This window comes from Streptomyces sp. NPDC096136 (genome assembly GCF_044763325.1).
Taxonomy (GTDB): Bacteria; Actinomycetota; Actinomycetes; order Streptomycetales; family Streptomycetaceae; genus Streptomyces.
The window spans coordinates 420,058-434,356 of the sequence record NZ_JBIWFZ010000001.1; the positions used below are offsets into that span (position 1 = coordinate 420,058).

General features: G+C 77.0%; 11 protein-coding genes. 7 read left to right on the top strand and 4 right to left on the bottom strand.

The window, feature by feature from the left end; all coding sequences use genetic code 11:
* Positions 1 to 82 precede the first annotated feature (82 nt).
* A complete protein-coding gene (locus ACIRBY_RS01895) occupies positions 83 to 967 on the bottom strand; it encodes an ABC transporter permease (RefSeq protein ID WP_403894589.1) in 885 nt (294 codons plus the stop codon).
* Positions 964 to 3,681, bottom strand: coding sequence for an alpha/beta fold hydrolase (locus tag ACIRBY_RS01900; RefSeq protein ID WP_403894592.1), 2,718 nt, complete (start codon positions 3,679 to 3,681; stop codon positions 964 to 966). The genes ACIRBY_RS01895 and ACIRBY_RS01900 overlap by 4 nt, the downstream gene beginning before the upstream one ends.
* Before the next feature lie 147 nt (positions 3,682 to 3,828).
* On the opposite strand from ACIRBY_RS01900, the gene ACIRBY_RS01905 reads away from it, so the two are divergent.
* The 3 genes from ACIRBY_RS01905 to ACIRBY_RS01915 all read left to right on the top strand — a co-directional run bounded on the left by ACIRBY_RS01905 (position 3,829) and on the right by ACIRBY_RS01915 (position 6,303).
* Positions 3,829 to 5,361 carry an ATP-dependent DNA ligase gene (locus ACIRBY_RS01905; protein ID WP_403894595.1) on the top strand — a complete coding sequence of 511 codons (1,533 nt, stop codon included), beginning with the start codon at positions 3,829 to 3,831 and terminating at the stop codon, positions 5,359 to 5,361.
* Positions 5,362 to 5,434: 73 nt separating this feature from the next.
* Positions 5,435 to 6,085 carry a helix-turn-helix domain-containing protein gene (locus ACIRBY_RS01910; RefSeq protein ID WP_403894598.1) on the top strand — a complete coding sequence of 217 codons (651 nt, stop codon included), beginning with the start codon at positions 5,435 to 5,437 and terminating at the stop codon, positions 6,083 to 6,085.
* 53 nt (positions 6,086 to 6,138) lie between these two features.
* Positions 6,139 to 6,303 carry a DUF6126 family protein gene (locus ACIRBY_RS01915; RefSeq protein WP_390687324.1) on the top strand — a complete coding sequence of 55 codons (165 nt, stop codon included), beginning with the start codon at positions 6,139 to 6,141 and terminating at the stop codon, positions 6,301 to 6,303.
* A 75-nt stretch (positions 6,304 to 6,378) separates the two neighbouring features.
* Here the strand turns inward: ACIRBY_RS01915 and ACIRBY_RS01920 are convergent, their stop codons facing one another.
* Positions 6,379 to 7,929, bottom strand: coding sequence for an MFS transporter (locus tag ACIRBY_RS01920; RefSeq protein ID WP_403894601.1), 1,551 nt, complete (start codon positions 7,927 to 7,929; stop codon positions 6,379 to 6,381).
* Between the two features lie 174 nt (positions 7,930 to 8,103).
* Between ACIRBY_RS01920 and ACIRBY_RS01925 the strand changes: the two genes are divergently transcribed.
* The 4 genes from ACIRBY_RS01925 (at position 8,104) to ACIRBY_RS01940 (ending at position 13,691) form a co-directional block, all read left to right on the top strand.
* Positions 8,104 to 11,667: a S8 family serine peptidase gene (locus ACIRBY_RS01925; protein WP_403894604.1), complete on the top strand. Its 3,564-nt coding sequence runs from the start codon at positions 8,104 to 8,106 to the stop codon at positions 11,665 to 11,667.
* Between the two features lie 115 nt (positions 11,668 to 11,782).
* Positions 11,783 to 12,580, top strand: a complete 798-nt coding sequence (locus ACIRBY_RS01930) for a hypothetical protein (RefSeq protein WP_403894607.1) — start codon at positions 11,783 to 11,785, stop codon at positions 12,578 to 12,580.
* Between the two features lie 89 nt (positions 12,581 to 12,669).
* Positions 12,670 to 13,446 (top strand): hypothetical protein, encoded by a 777-nt coding sequence (locus ACIRBY_RS01935; protein ID WP_403894610.1) that lies wholly within the window; start codon positions 12,670 to 12,672, stop codon positions 13,444 to 13,446.
* Positions 13,443 to 13,691, top strand: coding sequence for a hypothetical protein (locus ACIRBY_RS01940; protein ID WP_366456056.1), 249 nt, complete (start codon positions 13,443 to 13,445; stop codon positions 13,689 to 13,691). The genes ACIRBY_RS01935 and ACIRBY_RS01940 overlap by 4 nt, the downstream gene beginning before the upstream one ends.
* A 33-nt stretch (positions 13,692 to 13,724) precedes the next feature.
* Here ACIRBY_RS01940 and ACIRBY_RS01945 read toward each other — a convergent pair whose 3' ends face one another.
* Positions 13,725 to 14,213: a gluconokinase gene (locus tag ACIRBY_RS01945; RefSeq protein ID WP_403895233.1), complete on the bottom strand. Its 489-nt coding sequence runs from the start codon at positions 14,211 to 14,213 to the stop codon at positions 13,725 to 13,727.
* Between the last annotated feature and the right edge of the window lie 86 nt (positions 14,214 to 14,299).

Below are 14,299 nucleotides of genomic sequence, written 5' to 3' on the forward strand. Positions count from 1 at the left end.
GCCGAGGGCCCTCCCGGAACACCCGGGAGGGCCCTCGGCCGTGCCGCTCGGACCAGGCCGCGGCCCGTGTCCTCGGCGCCCCTCAGGACACGATGTCCTTGCGGGAGAAGCCGCGGAACGCGAGGGCGAACAGCACCAGCGCGTACGACACCGACACCACCGCCCCCTTGAGCATCCCGCCCCACTCCAGCTGCGGCTGCAGGGCGTCCACCCAGGCGAACTGCCAGTGCGCGGGCAGGAACTCCCGCCACGACCCGAGCGCGGTCACCGCGTCCAGCACGTTCCCCACGATCGTCAGCCCGACGGCCCCGCCGACCGCGCCCAGCGGCGCGTCCGTCCGGGTCGACAGCCAGAACGCCAGCCCGGCCGTGACGAGCTGCGACACGAACACGAAGGCAACGGCCAGAGCCAGCCTCGCCACCGTGTCCCCGGCGGGCAGCGCCCCGCCCGCGGGCAGCTTCAGCGGCCCCCACCCGTACGCCGCCGTGCCCGCCGCCAGCGCCACCACCGGCAGCAGCACGATCGCGGCGAGGCTGAACCCCAGCGCCACCACCAGCTTGCTCCACAGCAGCCGGGCGCGCGGCACCGGCGAGGCCAGCAGGTAGCGCAGCGAGGACCAGCTCGCCTCCGAGGCGACGGTGTCCCCGCAGAACAGGGCCACCGGCACCACCAGCAGGAAGCCGGCCGACACGAACAGGCAGGTCGCCGCGAAGTTCGCGCCGGAGGCCGTCGCCGTGTCGATGAAGCTCACCCGGCCGTCGGCCCCGCCCCGGCCGTCGTCCGCGCCGCCCCCCACCGCGAAGGCGATGATCATGACGAACGGCAGGGCGGCCAGCACCCCGCCCATCACCAGCGTCCGCCGCCTGCGCCACTGCCGCAGCGCCTCCACGCGCAGCGGCAGGGTCCGCCCCGGCCGGTAGCCGGGCGCGGTCTCCCCGGCGGGAGCCGGGGCCCGTACGGCACTCATGCCGCACCTCCGATCAGGGTCAGGAAGGCGTCCTCGAGCCGCCGGTGCGGCCCCACCGCCGACACCGGCAGCTCCAGCCGCACCAGTTCGGCGATCAGGGCGGCGGGCGTCGCACCGTCGAGCCGTACGAGCAGCCCCTCCTCGGCGGGCACCGCGGAGGCGACGCCCTCCAGCGCCGCGACCTTCCCGACGGCCACCTCGTCCGCCGGCCCCTCCAGCGCCACCAGCAGGGTGTCCCCGCCGCCGGTGATCTCGGCGACCGGACCGGCCTGCACCAGCCGCCCGCGGTCCATGACCACCAGGTGCGTGCAGGACTGCTCCACCTCCGACAGCAGGTGGCTGGAGACGATCACGGTCCGCCCGGCGGCGGCGTAGCGGATCATCACGTCGCGCATCTCCCGGATCTGCGGCGGGTCCAGACCGTTCGTCGGCTCGTCCAGGATCAGCAGGTCCGGCAGCCCCAGCATCGCCTGCGCGATCGCGAGCCGCTGCCGCATGCCCTGCGAGTACGTGCGCACCGCGCGCTCCAGGGCGTCGCCGAGCCCGGCGATCTCCAGGGCCTCCGCCAGGTGCGCGTCCTCGGCGGGGCGGCCGGTGGCCCGCCAGTACAGCTCCAGGTTGGCCCGGCCGCTCAGGTGCGGCAGGAACCCGGCGCCCTCCACGAAGGCCCCGACCCGCGACAGCACCGGGGCCCCGGGCCGGATCGCGTGCCCGAACACCCGGATCTCCCCGGCGTCCGGCGCGATCAGCCCCATCAGCATCCGCAGCGTCGTGGTCTTGCCCGCCCCGTTGGGCCCCAGCAGGCCCAGCACCTGGCCGCGCTCCACCCGGAAGGACAGGTCCCGCACGGCGTAGCGGTCCTGCGCCTTCGCGTAGCGCTTGGTCAGCCCGGTGATGTCGAGCGGTACGCCGGCCAGCGCGGGCTCGGGCGGCGCCGCCGCCCGGCTCCCGCCCGTCCGGCGGATCCCGAGCAGCGCGGCGGCCAGCGCCGCCGCGCCCAGCGGCAGCCACCACACCCAGCCGGGCAGTCCGGCGGGGGCGGCCCGCACCCCGTCCGCGACGGGCACCCGCAGCGGCTCGCGCACGGCGACGGTGTACGAGGCCGGCTCGGCCGGAGAGGCGTAGCCGAGGTCGGTGGCCGCGACCACCAGCCGCATCCGGTGCCCGGCCTGGAAGGCGTGGTCGACGGCCGGGAGCCGCAGCTCCACCCTGCGGCCCTGCCCGGCGTCCGCCACCCGCACCGGCGCCACGAGCTGGCTCGGCAGCACCTGCTGGCGGCCGTCGGGCCCGACGTCGTACAGCTTCCCGAACAGCACGGCCGAACCGTCGGCGGCCGTCGACCTCACGTCGAGGGTGACGGTCGGGGTCCCCGTGACCCGTACCTCCGCGGCCAGCGGCTCCGAGTCGAAGCGGGCGTTCTGCCCGGGGAAGTCCAGGGAGAACCCGGTCCCGAGGGAGGCGAGCTGCCCGCCGATCCCGGGCAGCGCCGACAGGGCGGGCGGGGCCCCGCCGGCCGGGTTCGCGAAGGTCTGCTCCCGTCCGGACAGGGCGAACGCGCGCGGGTCGGACTCCAGCCCCGGGTAGCGGTCGCCGCTCGCGCCGCGCACCATGATCCGCCCGTCGGTGGAGTCGATGCCGCCGGTGCGCGAGACCCGGAACGCCGGGCCGGTGTCCGCGCCCGCGTCGCCCTTGAGGTAGCGGTCGAACCAGGCCGTCACCCGGGCCTCGACGCGGCCGGACTCGCGCATGCCGCCGTCGTGCCCGCCGGCCGCCCAGTCCACGGCGACCGGAGCGCCGTTCGCGGCGATGGCCTTGGCCATGGCGTCGGCCTGGTCCAGCGGGAAGAGGGAGTCGTCCTGCCCCTGCACGATCAGCGCGGGCACCCTGATCCGGTCGCCGACGGCCGAGGGGCTGCGCCGCTCCAGCAGCTCGCGCGCCTCGGCGTCGGGCTTCCCCGACACGGCGACCCGCTCGTACATGGCGCACAGCTGCGGCTCGAACCGTCCGCAGCCGGGGGCCGCCGGGGCCCCGGCCGGGCCGGCCGGGCGGCCCGGCCGGCCGAGGCCGTCGGCCGAGCCGCTCGTGAAGAAGATCCCGGCCCAGAGCTTCTTGAACACGCCCTGCGGGAAGAGGGAGTCCGCGAGGTTCCAGTACGTGATCTGCGGGGCGATCGCGTCCACCCGCCGGTCGTACCCGGCGGCCAGCAGCGCCGCGGCCCCGCCGTAGGAGGCGCCGGCCACGCCCACGCGCGGGTCGCCGGGCGCGTCGAGCCTCACCTCGGGGCGGCGGGCCAGCCAGTCGACGAGCGCGGAGACGTCCTTGACCTCGTGCTCGGGGTCGTTCAGCCCGATCCTCCCGCCGGAGCGGCCGAAGCCGCGCGCCGACCAGGTCATGACCGCGTACCCGTCGCGGGCCAGGCGCTCGGCCTGGGCGCGGACGTCGTCCTTGCTGCCGCCGAAGCCGTGCCCGAGGAGGACGGCGGGACGGCGCCCGGAGGCGTCCCCCGCCGTGAAGAAGGAGGTGTCGATGTCGGTGCCGGCGGAACCGTCCGCGTCGGCGCCGGGCATCCGCAGGACCTGGTCCAGGCGGTGCACGGCCGGCTCGTCCCCGGAGGCGGCCGCGGCCGTCCAGGTGCCGGCGCCCGCGAGGACCGCGAGGGCGGCGGCGCCGGCGAGCAGGCGGTCCCGGGGCCGCCGGGGCAGTCGGAGCTTCATAGGGGAACCCTAAAGCCCCTGATCGCCTTCCCCGAGCTCCCTCAGGGGGAGCCCCGCCCCTTCTCCAGGAGTACCCGCGCGGCCCCGCGTACCGCGTCCGCGGTACCCGGGCTGCGGGGCGCCGCCGGCGGCGGCAGGATGGGGCACATGCTGCTGGCCGAGGTCGCGCGCGTGTCCCGGGAGGTCGCCGGGACCTCCGCCCGGTCCCGGAAGACCGCCCTGCTCGCGGAGCTCTTCGCGGCCGCCCCCGCCGACGAGGCCGGCCTGGTCATCGCCTATCTGTCCGGCCGGCTCCCGCAGGGCCGCCCCGGCGTCGGTTGGCGCACCCTCGCCGAGGAGGTCGGCCCCGCCCCCGGGCCCACCCTGACCGTGCGGGCCGTCGACGCGGCGGTGGACGAGCTGGCCGCCGTCTCCGGCCCGGGCGCGCAGGCCGAGCGGCGCCGCGTCGTGACCGCCCTGCTGGGTTCCGCCACCGCGGCCGAGCAGCGGTTCCTGCGCAGCCTGCTCTCCGGCGAGGTGCGCCAGGGCGCGCTGGACGCGGTGGCCCTGGAGGCGGTGGCGGCGGCCGCCGGGGTGCCGGCCGCCGCGCTGCGCAGGGCGGTGATGCTCGACGGCTCGCTGCCCCGGGTGGCCGCGGCGGTGTTGGCCGAGGGGGCAGGGGCGCTGAGCGGGGCGACCCTGCGCGTCGGGCGGCCCGTACAGCCCATGCTGGCCGGGACCGCCCGCTCGCTGGAGGACGCCCTGAGGGCGCTCGGCCCGTGCGCGGTGGAGGAGAAGCTCGACGGGATCCGGGTCCAGGTCCACCGCGAGGGCGGGGAGGTCCACGTGTACACCCGCTCGCTGGACGAGGTCACCGACCGGCTTCCGGAGGTCGCCGAGCTGGCCCTGAGCCTGCCGGGGGAGCGGTTCGTCCTCGACGGGGAGGTCATCGGGCACGACGCCGACGGGCGGCCGGTGCCCTTCCAGGAGATCGCGGGCCGGGTCGGCTCCCGGGTGGACGTGGCCGCCGCCCGCCGCGCCCTCCCCGTCACCGCGTACTTCTTCGACCTGCTGGCCCTCGGCGACCGGGTCCTGCTGGACCTGCCGGTCCGCGAACGGTACGAGGCCCTGGCCGGGCTCGTCCCCGAGGCCGCGCGGGTCCGCCGCCTGGTGGTCGAGGACCCGGTCGCCCAGGCGGAGCGGGCGCTGGCGTTCTGGTCGCAGACCCTGCGCCGGGGCCACGAGGGGGTGATGGCCAAGGGGCTCGGCTCCCCGTACGCGGCGGGCCGGCGGGGCAGGCAGTGGCTGAAGGTCAAACCGGTGCACACCCTCGACCTGGTCGTGCTGGCCGCCGAATGGGGGCACGGCCGCCGCACCGGCCTGCTGTCGAACCTGCACCTGGGCGCCCGGGCGGCCGACGGCGCCTTCGCCATGCTCGGCAAGACCTTCAAGGGCCTCACCGACGAGATGCTGCGCTGGCAGACGGACCGGTTGCGCGGGCTGGCGGTGGAGGACGACGGGTTCACCGTCCGGGTCAGGCCGGAGCTGGTCGTCGAGATCGCCTACGACGGTCTCCAGCGCTCCCCGCGCTACCCGGCGGGGGTGGCCCTGCGCTTCGCACGGGTGCTGCGGCACCGTCCGGACAAGGGGCCGCAGGAGGCCGACACGGTGGAGACGGTGCTGGAGCGGCGCGGCGGCTGAACCCGCGCCCCCGGGATTTGCCTCAGAGGCAAGGGAGATTGCCAGGAGGGCAAGATTCTGACTCAATCGGGGCATGACCCCCCGTCCCGAGGAACCCTCGGACACCGAGGCCCCACAGGCCACCGGCGGCCCCGCCGACGAGCTGCCGGCCGTGGCCCCGCAGCTGCGCGAGCTGCGCCGACGCGCCGGTCTGACCCTGGAGGCGGCCGCCGCCAGGGCCCGGCTCTCGCCCGCGCACCTGTCGCGGCTGGAGACCGGCCGGCGCCAGCCCTCGCTGCCGCTGCTGCTCGGCCTCGCCCGCACCTACGGAACGACCGTCTCCGAGCTGCTCGGCGAGACCCCGGCCGTCGCCGATCCCATCGTACGCGCCGGCGGTCCCGGGGCCCGCGAGGCCGACGGGTGGACGTACTGGCAGGCCGGCGGCTCCGGGCGGGGGATGCAGGCGCTGCGTGTGCACGTCCCGCCGGGGCGCAGCCAGGGCGAGCTGGTCCGCGTCCACCCGGGGGAGGAGTGGCTGTACGTGCTCGGCGGGCGGCTGCGGCTGCACCTGGGGGAGGCCGAGCACCTGCTGGAGCCCGGGGACAGCGCGCACTTCGACTCGCTGACCCCGCACCGGATCGGCGCGGCCGGTCCCGGCGGGGCGGACCTCCTGTTCGTGCACACCCTGCTGCAGAGCAGCCTCGCCGGGGTCTGCCTCGGCGGGGCCGCCCCACACCACCGCTAGCCGTCGACCAGTCGACCTGCCGAGGAGTCACCCGCATGTCCGAGGGAGAGAACATGTCCACCGCGCCCGAGAGCCCGGCCCAGCTCACCGTCCTGCAGCGCTTCGAGTCGAAGTTCCCGCGCGGCCTGATCATCCGGCTGATCGCGTACCTGTTCGTCGGCCACCTCTTCGCCTTCTTCGTGTACCTGCTGTTCGTCCTGGGCGGCGAGAACCAGTAGTCCCGGAACCAGTAGTCCCGGAACCGGTGGTCCGGGAACCCGTAGTCCGGGAACCGGTAGTCAGGGGACCCGTGGTCAGGGAGCGGACTCCCGGGGGTCCTCCAGGGGCGGGGCCACGACCGCGCAGGCCGTCCGGCACTGAGGGTGGCAGGCCCCGGGGCCGGGGGAGCGCACCGTCGCCCACGCCACGGCCGCACCGGCCACCAGCAGGCCCCCGCACCAGGCCATGGCCCGGCCGAACGCCGCGTCGAAGGCGTCGGCCGACAGATAGGCGTCCGGGCCCATCCCGGACAGCAGCGGCAGCGCCGCCACCGCGAGCAGCCCCGCCACGCGGGCGGCGGCGTTGTTGATGCCGCTGGCCAGGCCCGCCCGGCCCGGGTCCAGGGCGGCCAGCACGGCCGCCGTCAGCGGGGCCACCAGCGCCGCCATGCCCAGACCGAGCACCGTCATGGCCGGCAGCACGTCCCGGACGTACGAGGCGTGCGGCCCCACGCGCAGCGTCAGCAGCATCCCGGCGGCGCACAGCAGCGGCCCCACCGTGAGCGGGATCCGCGGCCCGATCCGCTCGCCCAGCGCCCCGGCGCGGGCCGACAGCAGCAGCATCAGGACGGTGGTCGGCAGCAGCGCAGCCCCCGCGCCCAGGGCCGAGTACCCGGACACCACCTGGAGCTGGAGGACGAAGAGGAAGAAGAACCCGCCGAAGGCCCCGTACACGCACAGGGTGACCAGGTTGACGGCCGTGAACTGGCGGGAGGCGAAGACGTCCGGCGGCACCATCGGATGCGCGCGCCGCCGCTCCACCCACACGAACGCGGCCGCCAGCAGCACCCCGCCCACGGCGGCGCCGATGACGGGCGCGCTCGCGGAGCGGGCCTCGATCAGGGCGTAGGTGACCAGGGCCAGGGCCGCCGCCCCGAGCACCGCTCCGGCCACGTCGAACCGTCCGCCGGCCCGCGGGTCCCGCGATTCCGGTACGTGCCTGAGCGTCACCGGCACGCACAGCGCGGCCACCGGCACGTTCAGCAGGAACACCCACCGCCAGCCCGGCCCGTCCACCAGCCAGCCGCCGAGGAAGGGCCCCACGGCCGCGCCCACACCGCCGAACCCGGACCACAGGCCCACCGCCCGGGCCCGGTCGCCGGGCCGGATCGAGCCCTGGATCAGCGCGAGCGAGCCGGGGGTCAGCAGGGCCCCGCCGACGCCCTGGAGGGCGCGGGCGCCGATCAGCACCCCGGCGTTCGGGGCGAGGCCGCACAGCAGCGAGCCCACGGCGAACCACACCACCCCGAGGACGAAGATCCGGCGCCGCCCGAACCGGTCGCCGAGCGCCCCGCCGACGAGGATCAGCCCGGCCAGGGTCAGCAGGTAGGCGTTCACCGTCCACTGGAGCACCGCCAGATCGGCGTCCAGGTCCCGCCCGATCTGCGGGAGGGCGACGTTGACCACGGTCGAGTCCAGCAGGGCCATCGCGGACCCGAGGACGGTGGCGAGCAGCACCCACCGCCCCCGCGCGGACCGCAGCACGACCTCCGGCTGCGCGGCCGCTCCGGGGGCCGGTCCGGGACGGGGACCGGGTGGTGGCGGCGTACCGGGTTCCGGCCCGGGTCCGGCGGGTGTCGCGTCCATGCCCCCAGGCTGGCCCGCCCGCCCGCGAAGGGCCAGTGGGAGAGCCGGCCGCGGCGCCCGGGATGGCTCGGGAGGCGGTCTTGTGAGCGGCCCGCGGGCTCCTCCAGCATGACCCGCGCACGTCACGCACGTCCTTTCCGCACGTTCCGCACACGGCGTACGAGGAGACCACACGTGGCCCGACCCACCCGACGACGATCCTTACGCGCGGCGCTCGCCGCCCTCACCTCCGCCCTGCTCCTGCCCCTCGGCGCCGGCGCCGCAGCCGCCGCCCCCGCCCCCGGGCCGGCGCCCGGCCCGGCCGAGCGGAAGGTCGAGCCCGCGCTGCGCGCCCAGCTCGACGGCGCCGGCAAGGCGGCCTTCTGGGTCTACCTCGACAGCGCCGCCGACCTCACCGCGGCGGGCCGCCAGCAGACGCGCGCCGCCAAAGCAGAAACGGTTCTGCGCACCAAGCGGGAGCACGCCGGGCGCACCCAGGCCGCCCTGCTCAAGGCGCTGGACGGGGCCGGGGCCGAGTACACCCCGTTCTGGATCGTGAACGCCGTCCGCGTCGTCGGCGACCGCAAGCTCGCCGGGACCATCGCCCAGCGCCCCGAGGTCGCGCGGATCGACGCCGACGAGAAGGTCGCCCTCCCCAAGCCCGCCGAGGGCACCCGGGAGAAGACCGCGGCGGACGCCGTCGAGTGGAACATCGACCGGATCAAGGCGCCCGAGGTCTGGGACCGGCTCGGCGTGCGCGGCGAGGGGATCGTCGTCGCCAACGTCGACAGCGGGGTCGACTACACCCATCCCGCCGTCAACGCCCAGTACCGGGGCCGGAAGGCCGACGGGGGGTACGACCACAACTACAACTGGTTCGACCCGGCCGGGATCTGTGCCGGCGCCGCCCCCTGCGACAACAACGACCACGGCACCCACACCATGGGGACCATGGTCGGCGACGACGGCGGGGCCAACCGGATCGGCGTCGCGCCGGGCGCCCGCTGGATCGCCGCGAAGGGCTGCGAGTCCAACTCCTGCTCCGAGGCCTCCCTCCTCGCCGCCGGCCAGTGGATCGTCGCCCCGACCGACCTGGCCGGCCGCAACCCCCGGCCCGACCTCGCCCCGCACATCGTCAACAACTCCTGGGGCAGCCCCGCCCACGACGACTGGTACCGCCAGGTCGTCGACACCTGGCGGGCCGCCGGCATCTTCCCCGCCTTCTCCAACGGCAACTCCGGCCCCGCCTGCGCCACCAGCGGCTCGCCCGGCGACTACGCGAACTCCTACAGCTCCGGCGCGTTCGGCAGCGACGGGGCCATCGCCTCCTTCTCCTCGCGCGGAGCCGGCCCCGGCGGCATCGTCAAGCCGAACATCGCCGCGCCCGGCGTGAACGTCCGCTCCTCCGTCCCCGGCGGCGCCTACGAGGCGTTCTCCGGCACCTCCATGGCCTCGCCGCACACCGCCGCCACCGTGGCCCTGCTGTGGTCGGCCGCACCCGCCCTCGAAGGCGACGTGGCGCAGACCGAGGCCCTCCTCGACGGCACCGCCCAGGACACCGCCGACGCCCAGTGCGGCGGTACCCCCGCCGACAACAACGTGTTCGGCGAGGGCCGCCTCGACGCGCTGGCCGCGGTGACCTCCGCCCCGCGCGGACCGGTCGGCGCCCTCGCCGGGACCGTCCGCGGCCCCGCCGGCGAGCCCGTGGCCGGTGCGAAGGTCACCGCCCACGGCCCGATCGACCGTACGGCCACCACCGCCGCCGACGGCACCTACCGCTTCCCCTCGCTCTCGGCAGGCGCCTACGCCCTGACCGCCGCGAAGTTCGGCTACGGCGAGCAGCGCGCCACCGCGGACGTCACCGAACACGCCACCGCCACCGGCGACTTCACACTCGTCCCGGCACCCTCCGGCAAGCTCGCCGGGACCGTCTCCTCCGCCGCGGGACCCGCCGCGGGCGCCACCGTCACCGTCGCCGACACCCCGGTCACCGCGACCACCGACGCGCAGGGCCGCTTCGAGGTCACCCTGCCGCACGGCAGCTACGACCTCTCCGCCACCCACCCCTCCCGCTGCCTCACCGGCGCCACCGCCAAGGCCACCGTCGCCGGGGACACCACCGTCGCCCTCACCCTCCCCGACCGCACCGACGGCTACGGCTACGCCTGCGCCGCCGCCGGCCGCCCCTACGCCGCCGGCGACCACCGGCTCGCCCTGACCGGCGACAACACCACCGAGCACGTCGACCTGCCCTTCCCGCTGCCGCTGTACGGGAGGACGTACGGGCAGGCCTGGATCGGCACCAACGGCACCGTCAGCTTCGGCGGCAACCACACCGGCGACGTCAACGGCGACCTCCCGAGCACCGCCACGCCCAACGCGGCCCTCTACCCCTTCTGGGACGACCTCGTGGTCGGCGCGCCCGGCAGCGGCTCCGGCGTCTTCACCGCCGTCACCGGCAGCGCACCCCACCGCAGCTACGTGATCGAGTGGCGCCAGGTGTCCCACTGGTCCGCCCAGGCCGACACCTTCTCCTTCTCGGCGGCCATCGGCGAGGACGGCGCCGTCACCTACTCCTACAAGGGGACCGGCGGCACCGGCATCAAGGGCGGTTCCTCGGCCACCATCGGCCTGGAGAACGCGGCCGGCACCGACGCCTTCGCCTACTCCTTCAACTCCGCCGTCCTCACCGACGGCCTGTCCATCGGCTTCCGCACCACGCGCAGCGGCGTGGTCACCGGCCGGGTGCTCGACGCCAACGACGGCAACGGCGTCGCCGGGGCCACCGTGACCGTCGGCACCGGTGACGGCGCCGTCTCCGCCACCACCGCCGCCGACGGCGGCTACGTCGTCCAGAGCCCCTCCGGTCCGCTCCCGCTGACCCTCACCGCCCCCGCGTACGAGGACGCGCGGAGCACCGTCGAGGTCAGGGCGGCCGACGTGACCACCGTCGACCGGTCCCTGCGCACGGGCCGGGTCACCGCCGACCGGGCCGCCGTGGAGCTCGTCCTGCCGGCCGGAGCCCGCCGCACCCGCACCCTGGACCTCACCAACCCCGGCCTCGGCACCGCCTTCACCGCCGCCGAGGACGCCCCCTGGCTGACGGCCGCCCCGGCCGACGGGAACCTCCCCACGGGCGGCCGGGCCGCGATCACCCTGACGGCGGACACCGCCGGCCTGACCCCCGGCACGGTCCTCACCACCGACCTGAGGATCACCTCCGCCAGCGGCCGGACCCCCGTGCTCACCGTCCCCGTCAAGCTCGTCGTCCCGCGCTACCAGGCCGCCGTCGACGCCGGATCCGACCGCGCCTCCACGGACGCGGCCGGCGACTCCTGGTCCCCGGACCGCGCCTACGCGCCCGGCTCCTACGGCTACCAGGGCACCTCCTCCGTACGGTCCACCGGCCGCGCCATCGCCGGCACCGAGGACCAGCGGCTGTTCCGCAACGCCCGCGAGGGCATGTACGAGTACCGCTTCGACAACGTGCCGAACGGCACCTACACCGTGGAGCTGGGCTTCGCGGAGCTCTCCTCCACCCGGCCCGACAAGCGGGTCTTCGACGTCATGGCCGAGGGCGCCCAGATCCTGCCCTCCCTCGACATCGCCCTGGAGGCCGGCACGTACACCGCCCTGACCCGGACCTACACGGTCAAGGTCACGGACGGGGTGCTCGACCTCCGCTTCGTCACCCACGGCGGATTCGGCAAGCCCCTGGTCAACAGCCTCCGGGTCACCGACCGCCCCGACCGGACGTAGCCCCGGCAGGGACGCGGCCGCCCGCCCCCGGCATTCGGGTGGCGGGCGGCAACGCGTCCGCGACTTCCCCGCGACCTGCCCGGCGGGCCGCCCGGGCCGACGTAGCGTGCCCGGCATGACGCCGCAGATCGAGGCCCTCATGCGCACCGCCGACCCGGACGCGGTCTGGGCGGTGGGCTCGGCGGACTCCGTCCACACGGCCCGGCCCGGCCCGCCCGGCGACTGGGACACCCCCCACGCCGCCGGCGCCCTCACCCCCGCCCTCGCGCTGTGGCCGGTCCTCGGCACCCTCGTGGCCCAGGGGGAGCTGAGCCTCCACACCCCCCTCACGGCCTACGGGGAACCGCCCGAGGCCGGACCGCACGGCGGCGCCACCGCCCACCAGCTCCTCACGCACGCGGAGGGCCCGGCCGCCCTCGCCACCCTCACCCGCCTCGCCGAACACCTCGCCGGCGCCCCGCTCGGCGACTGCGCGGCGACCCGGATCTGGCAGCCCCTCGGCATGGCCCGCACCCGCCTCGCCGACGGCGTCCTGCACACCACACTGGCCGACCTCGCCCGCTTCCTGCGCCACCTGCTGTCCGCGGCCGACCACCCCGTCCCCCGCGCCTGGACCGCCGAGTCGCTGCGCATCCGCACCGGCGAGCTCACCCCCTCCCGGGGCCTGCTCTGGCACCCGGCGCCCGCCGGGGTGTGGGCCCACCACCCCCCGTCCGGCCCCGCCCTCTGGGTCGCCCCGCGCCGCGACCGCTGGGCCGCCCTGCTCCCGGGAGCCGCCTGCGCACCCGGCTCCCGGCTGCGCACCGCCTTCCGCGAGGCCGCCTTCGCCCCCGGGACGCCCGCCGACCCGCCGCCCGCCCCGTCCGCCGACCCGCCGCCCGCCCCGGCCGCGGCGGCCGGCCCACTCCCGTAGCGCAGTCGGAGCGCGCCTCCCGCGGGGCCGACGTACGGTGATCCCGTCAGCCGTCCGCAGCCGCCGTACGCAGCCCCCGCGAGGAGCCCATGTCCGACGCCGTGACCGCGCCGGCCACCGACCCGGACGTCGACACGCTCGACGCCCTGTGCCGGGAACTGGCCGAGGCCGCCGACGCCGTGGGCGAGGCCGCCCGGTACGCCTCCGGGCTCGCCTTCGGCGCGCGCCTGCCGGCCGGGGCCCTCGTGGCCCGCAGCAGCCGCCGGCGCCGCGCCTGGCGGACCCTGCTGCGCACCCTGACCGACCCGGCCGGCCTCGGCTGGGCCCCGCGCGGCCGGGGGGTGGCGCGGGCCGGGTGGTACGCCGGGGTCCTGGCCGGGCGGGAGAGCCTCGCCGTCAGCGCGGCCGTCTGCGGACTGAAGGCGCGCATCCGCGTCGCCCGCACGGGCCGTCCCGAACTGCTCGCCGACCCCGGCTGCGCCGCCGTCCTGCGGGCCGTGGACCGGGGACGGCAGGCCGACGCCGCCCGTGCCTTCCGGACCCTCCTGCGCGAACGGGGCGCCGGGCCGGCCTACTCGCTGCTCGCCCCGGCCTTCGCGGACATCCTGGCCTGGCACGCCCTGACCGACGAGAACCCCTTCAACGACCACGCCGGCTGGCAGGTCGCCACCGGCCGTGCCGTCCCCGCCGCGCCGCTGGCGGGCCTCGGCGCCGCCCTACGGGCCTTCTGCGCGCGCGGACCGGGCGCGGGCGGCCGGAACGAGGGCCCGCGCACCCCCGGGGCCGGCCCGACGAAGGCGCCCGGCGCCACCGGCACCCGCACCGACCGGTTCCGTACCTCCCCCGCCCCCTGGAGCAACCCGTGAGCGACCGCCGCCCGCCGCGCCCCGCCCCGTCCGCCCCGGCCGACGGCCTGCGGGGCCACTGCGCCCTCCTGCGCTCCCACGCCCGGCGGCTGCGCGCGGGCGCGGCGGCGCTGGAGTGGCGGGGTCCGCAGGCCGACGCGTTCCGCGCCGAGGTGGCCGCCCTCGCGGACCGCTGCGCCCGGGCGGCCGACGGGTTCGCCCTCGCGGCGGCCCAGCTCGACGGTCCGGACCCCCGGCGCGGCTGACCCCCCGCCGGCCCGCCGGGAGCCGCCGCTCCGTCAGCCCCCGTACGCGCGCAGGGCGGCCAGCGCCCGTTCGGCGACCTCGTCCGGGGTGCCGGCCACGTCGACGGCCACCCCCGGCTCGTCGGCCCCGAGCGGTTCGAGCACGGCGCACTGGGAGTCCAGGAGGGAGACGGGCATGAAGTGTCCCGTGCGGGCGGCCATCCGCCCCTCGATCAGCGCCCGTTCCCCGGCGAGGTGGACGAACACCGCGCCCCCGGGGACGGCGGCGCGCAGCCGGTCGCGGTAGGCCCGCTTGAGACAGGAGGCGGCGGCCACACCGCCGCCCTGTGCGTCCCGTGCGCGCATCCACGCGCCGAGGGCGTCCAGCCACGGCCACCGGTCGGCGTCCTCCAGCGGGATCCCGGCCGACATCCTGGCCACGTTGGCCGCCGGGTGGAAGGCGTCGCCGTCGGCGAACGGGACGCCGAGCGCCCGGGCCACCAGCCGGCCGACGGTCGTCTTGCCCGTGCCGGCCACGCCCATCACCACGATCACGCGCCCGAAGTCCACGTCCCACCCCCGCCGTTCCCGCCGCCTCGCCGCCGGGGTACCACTGAAGCACACGGCGC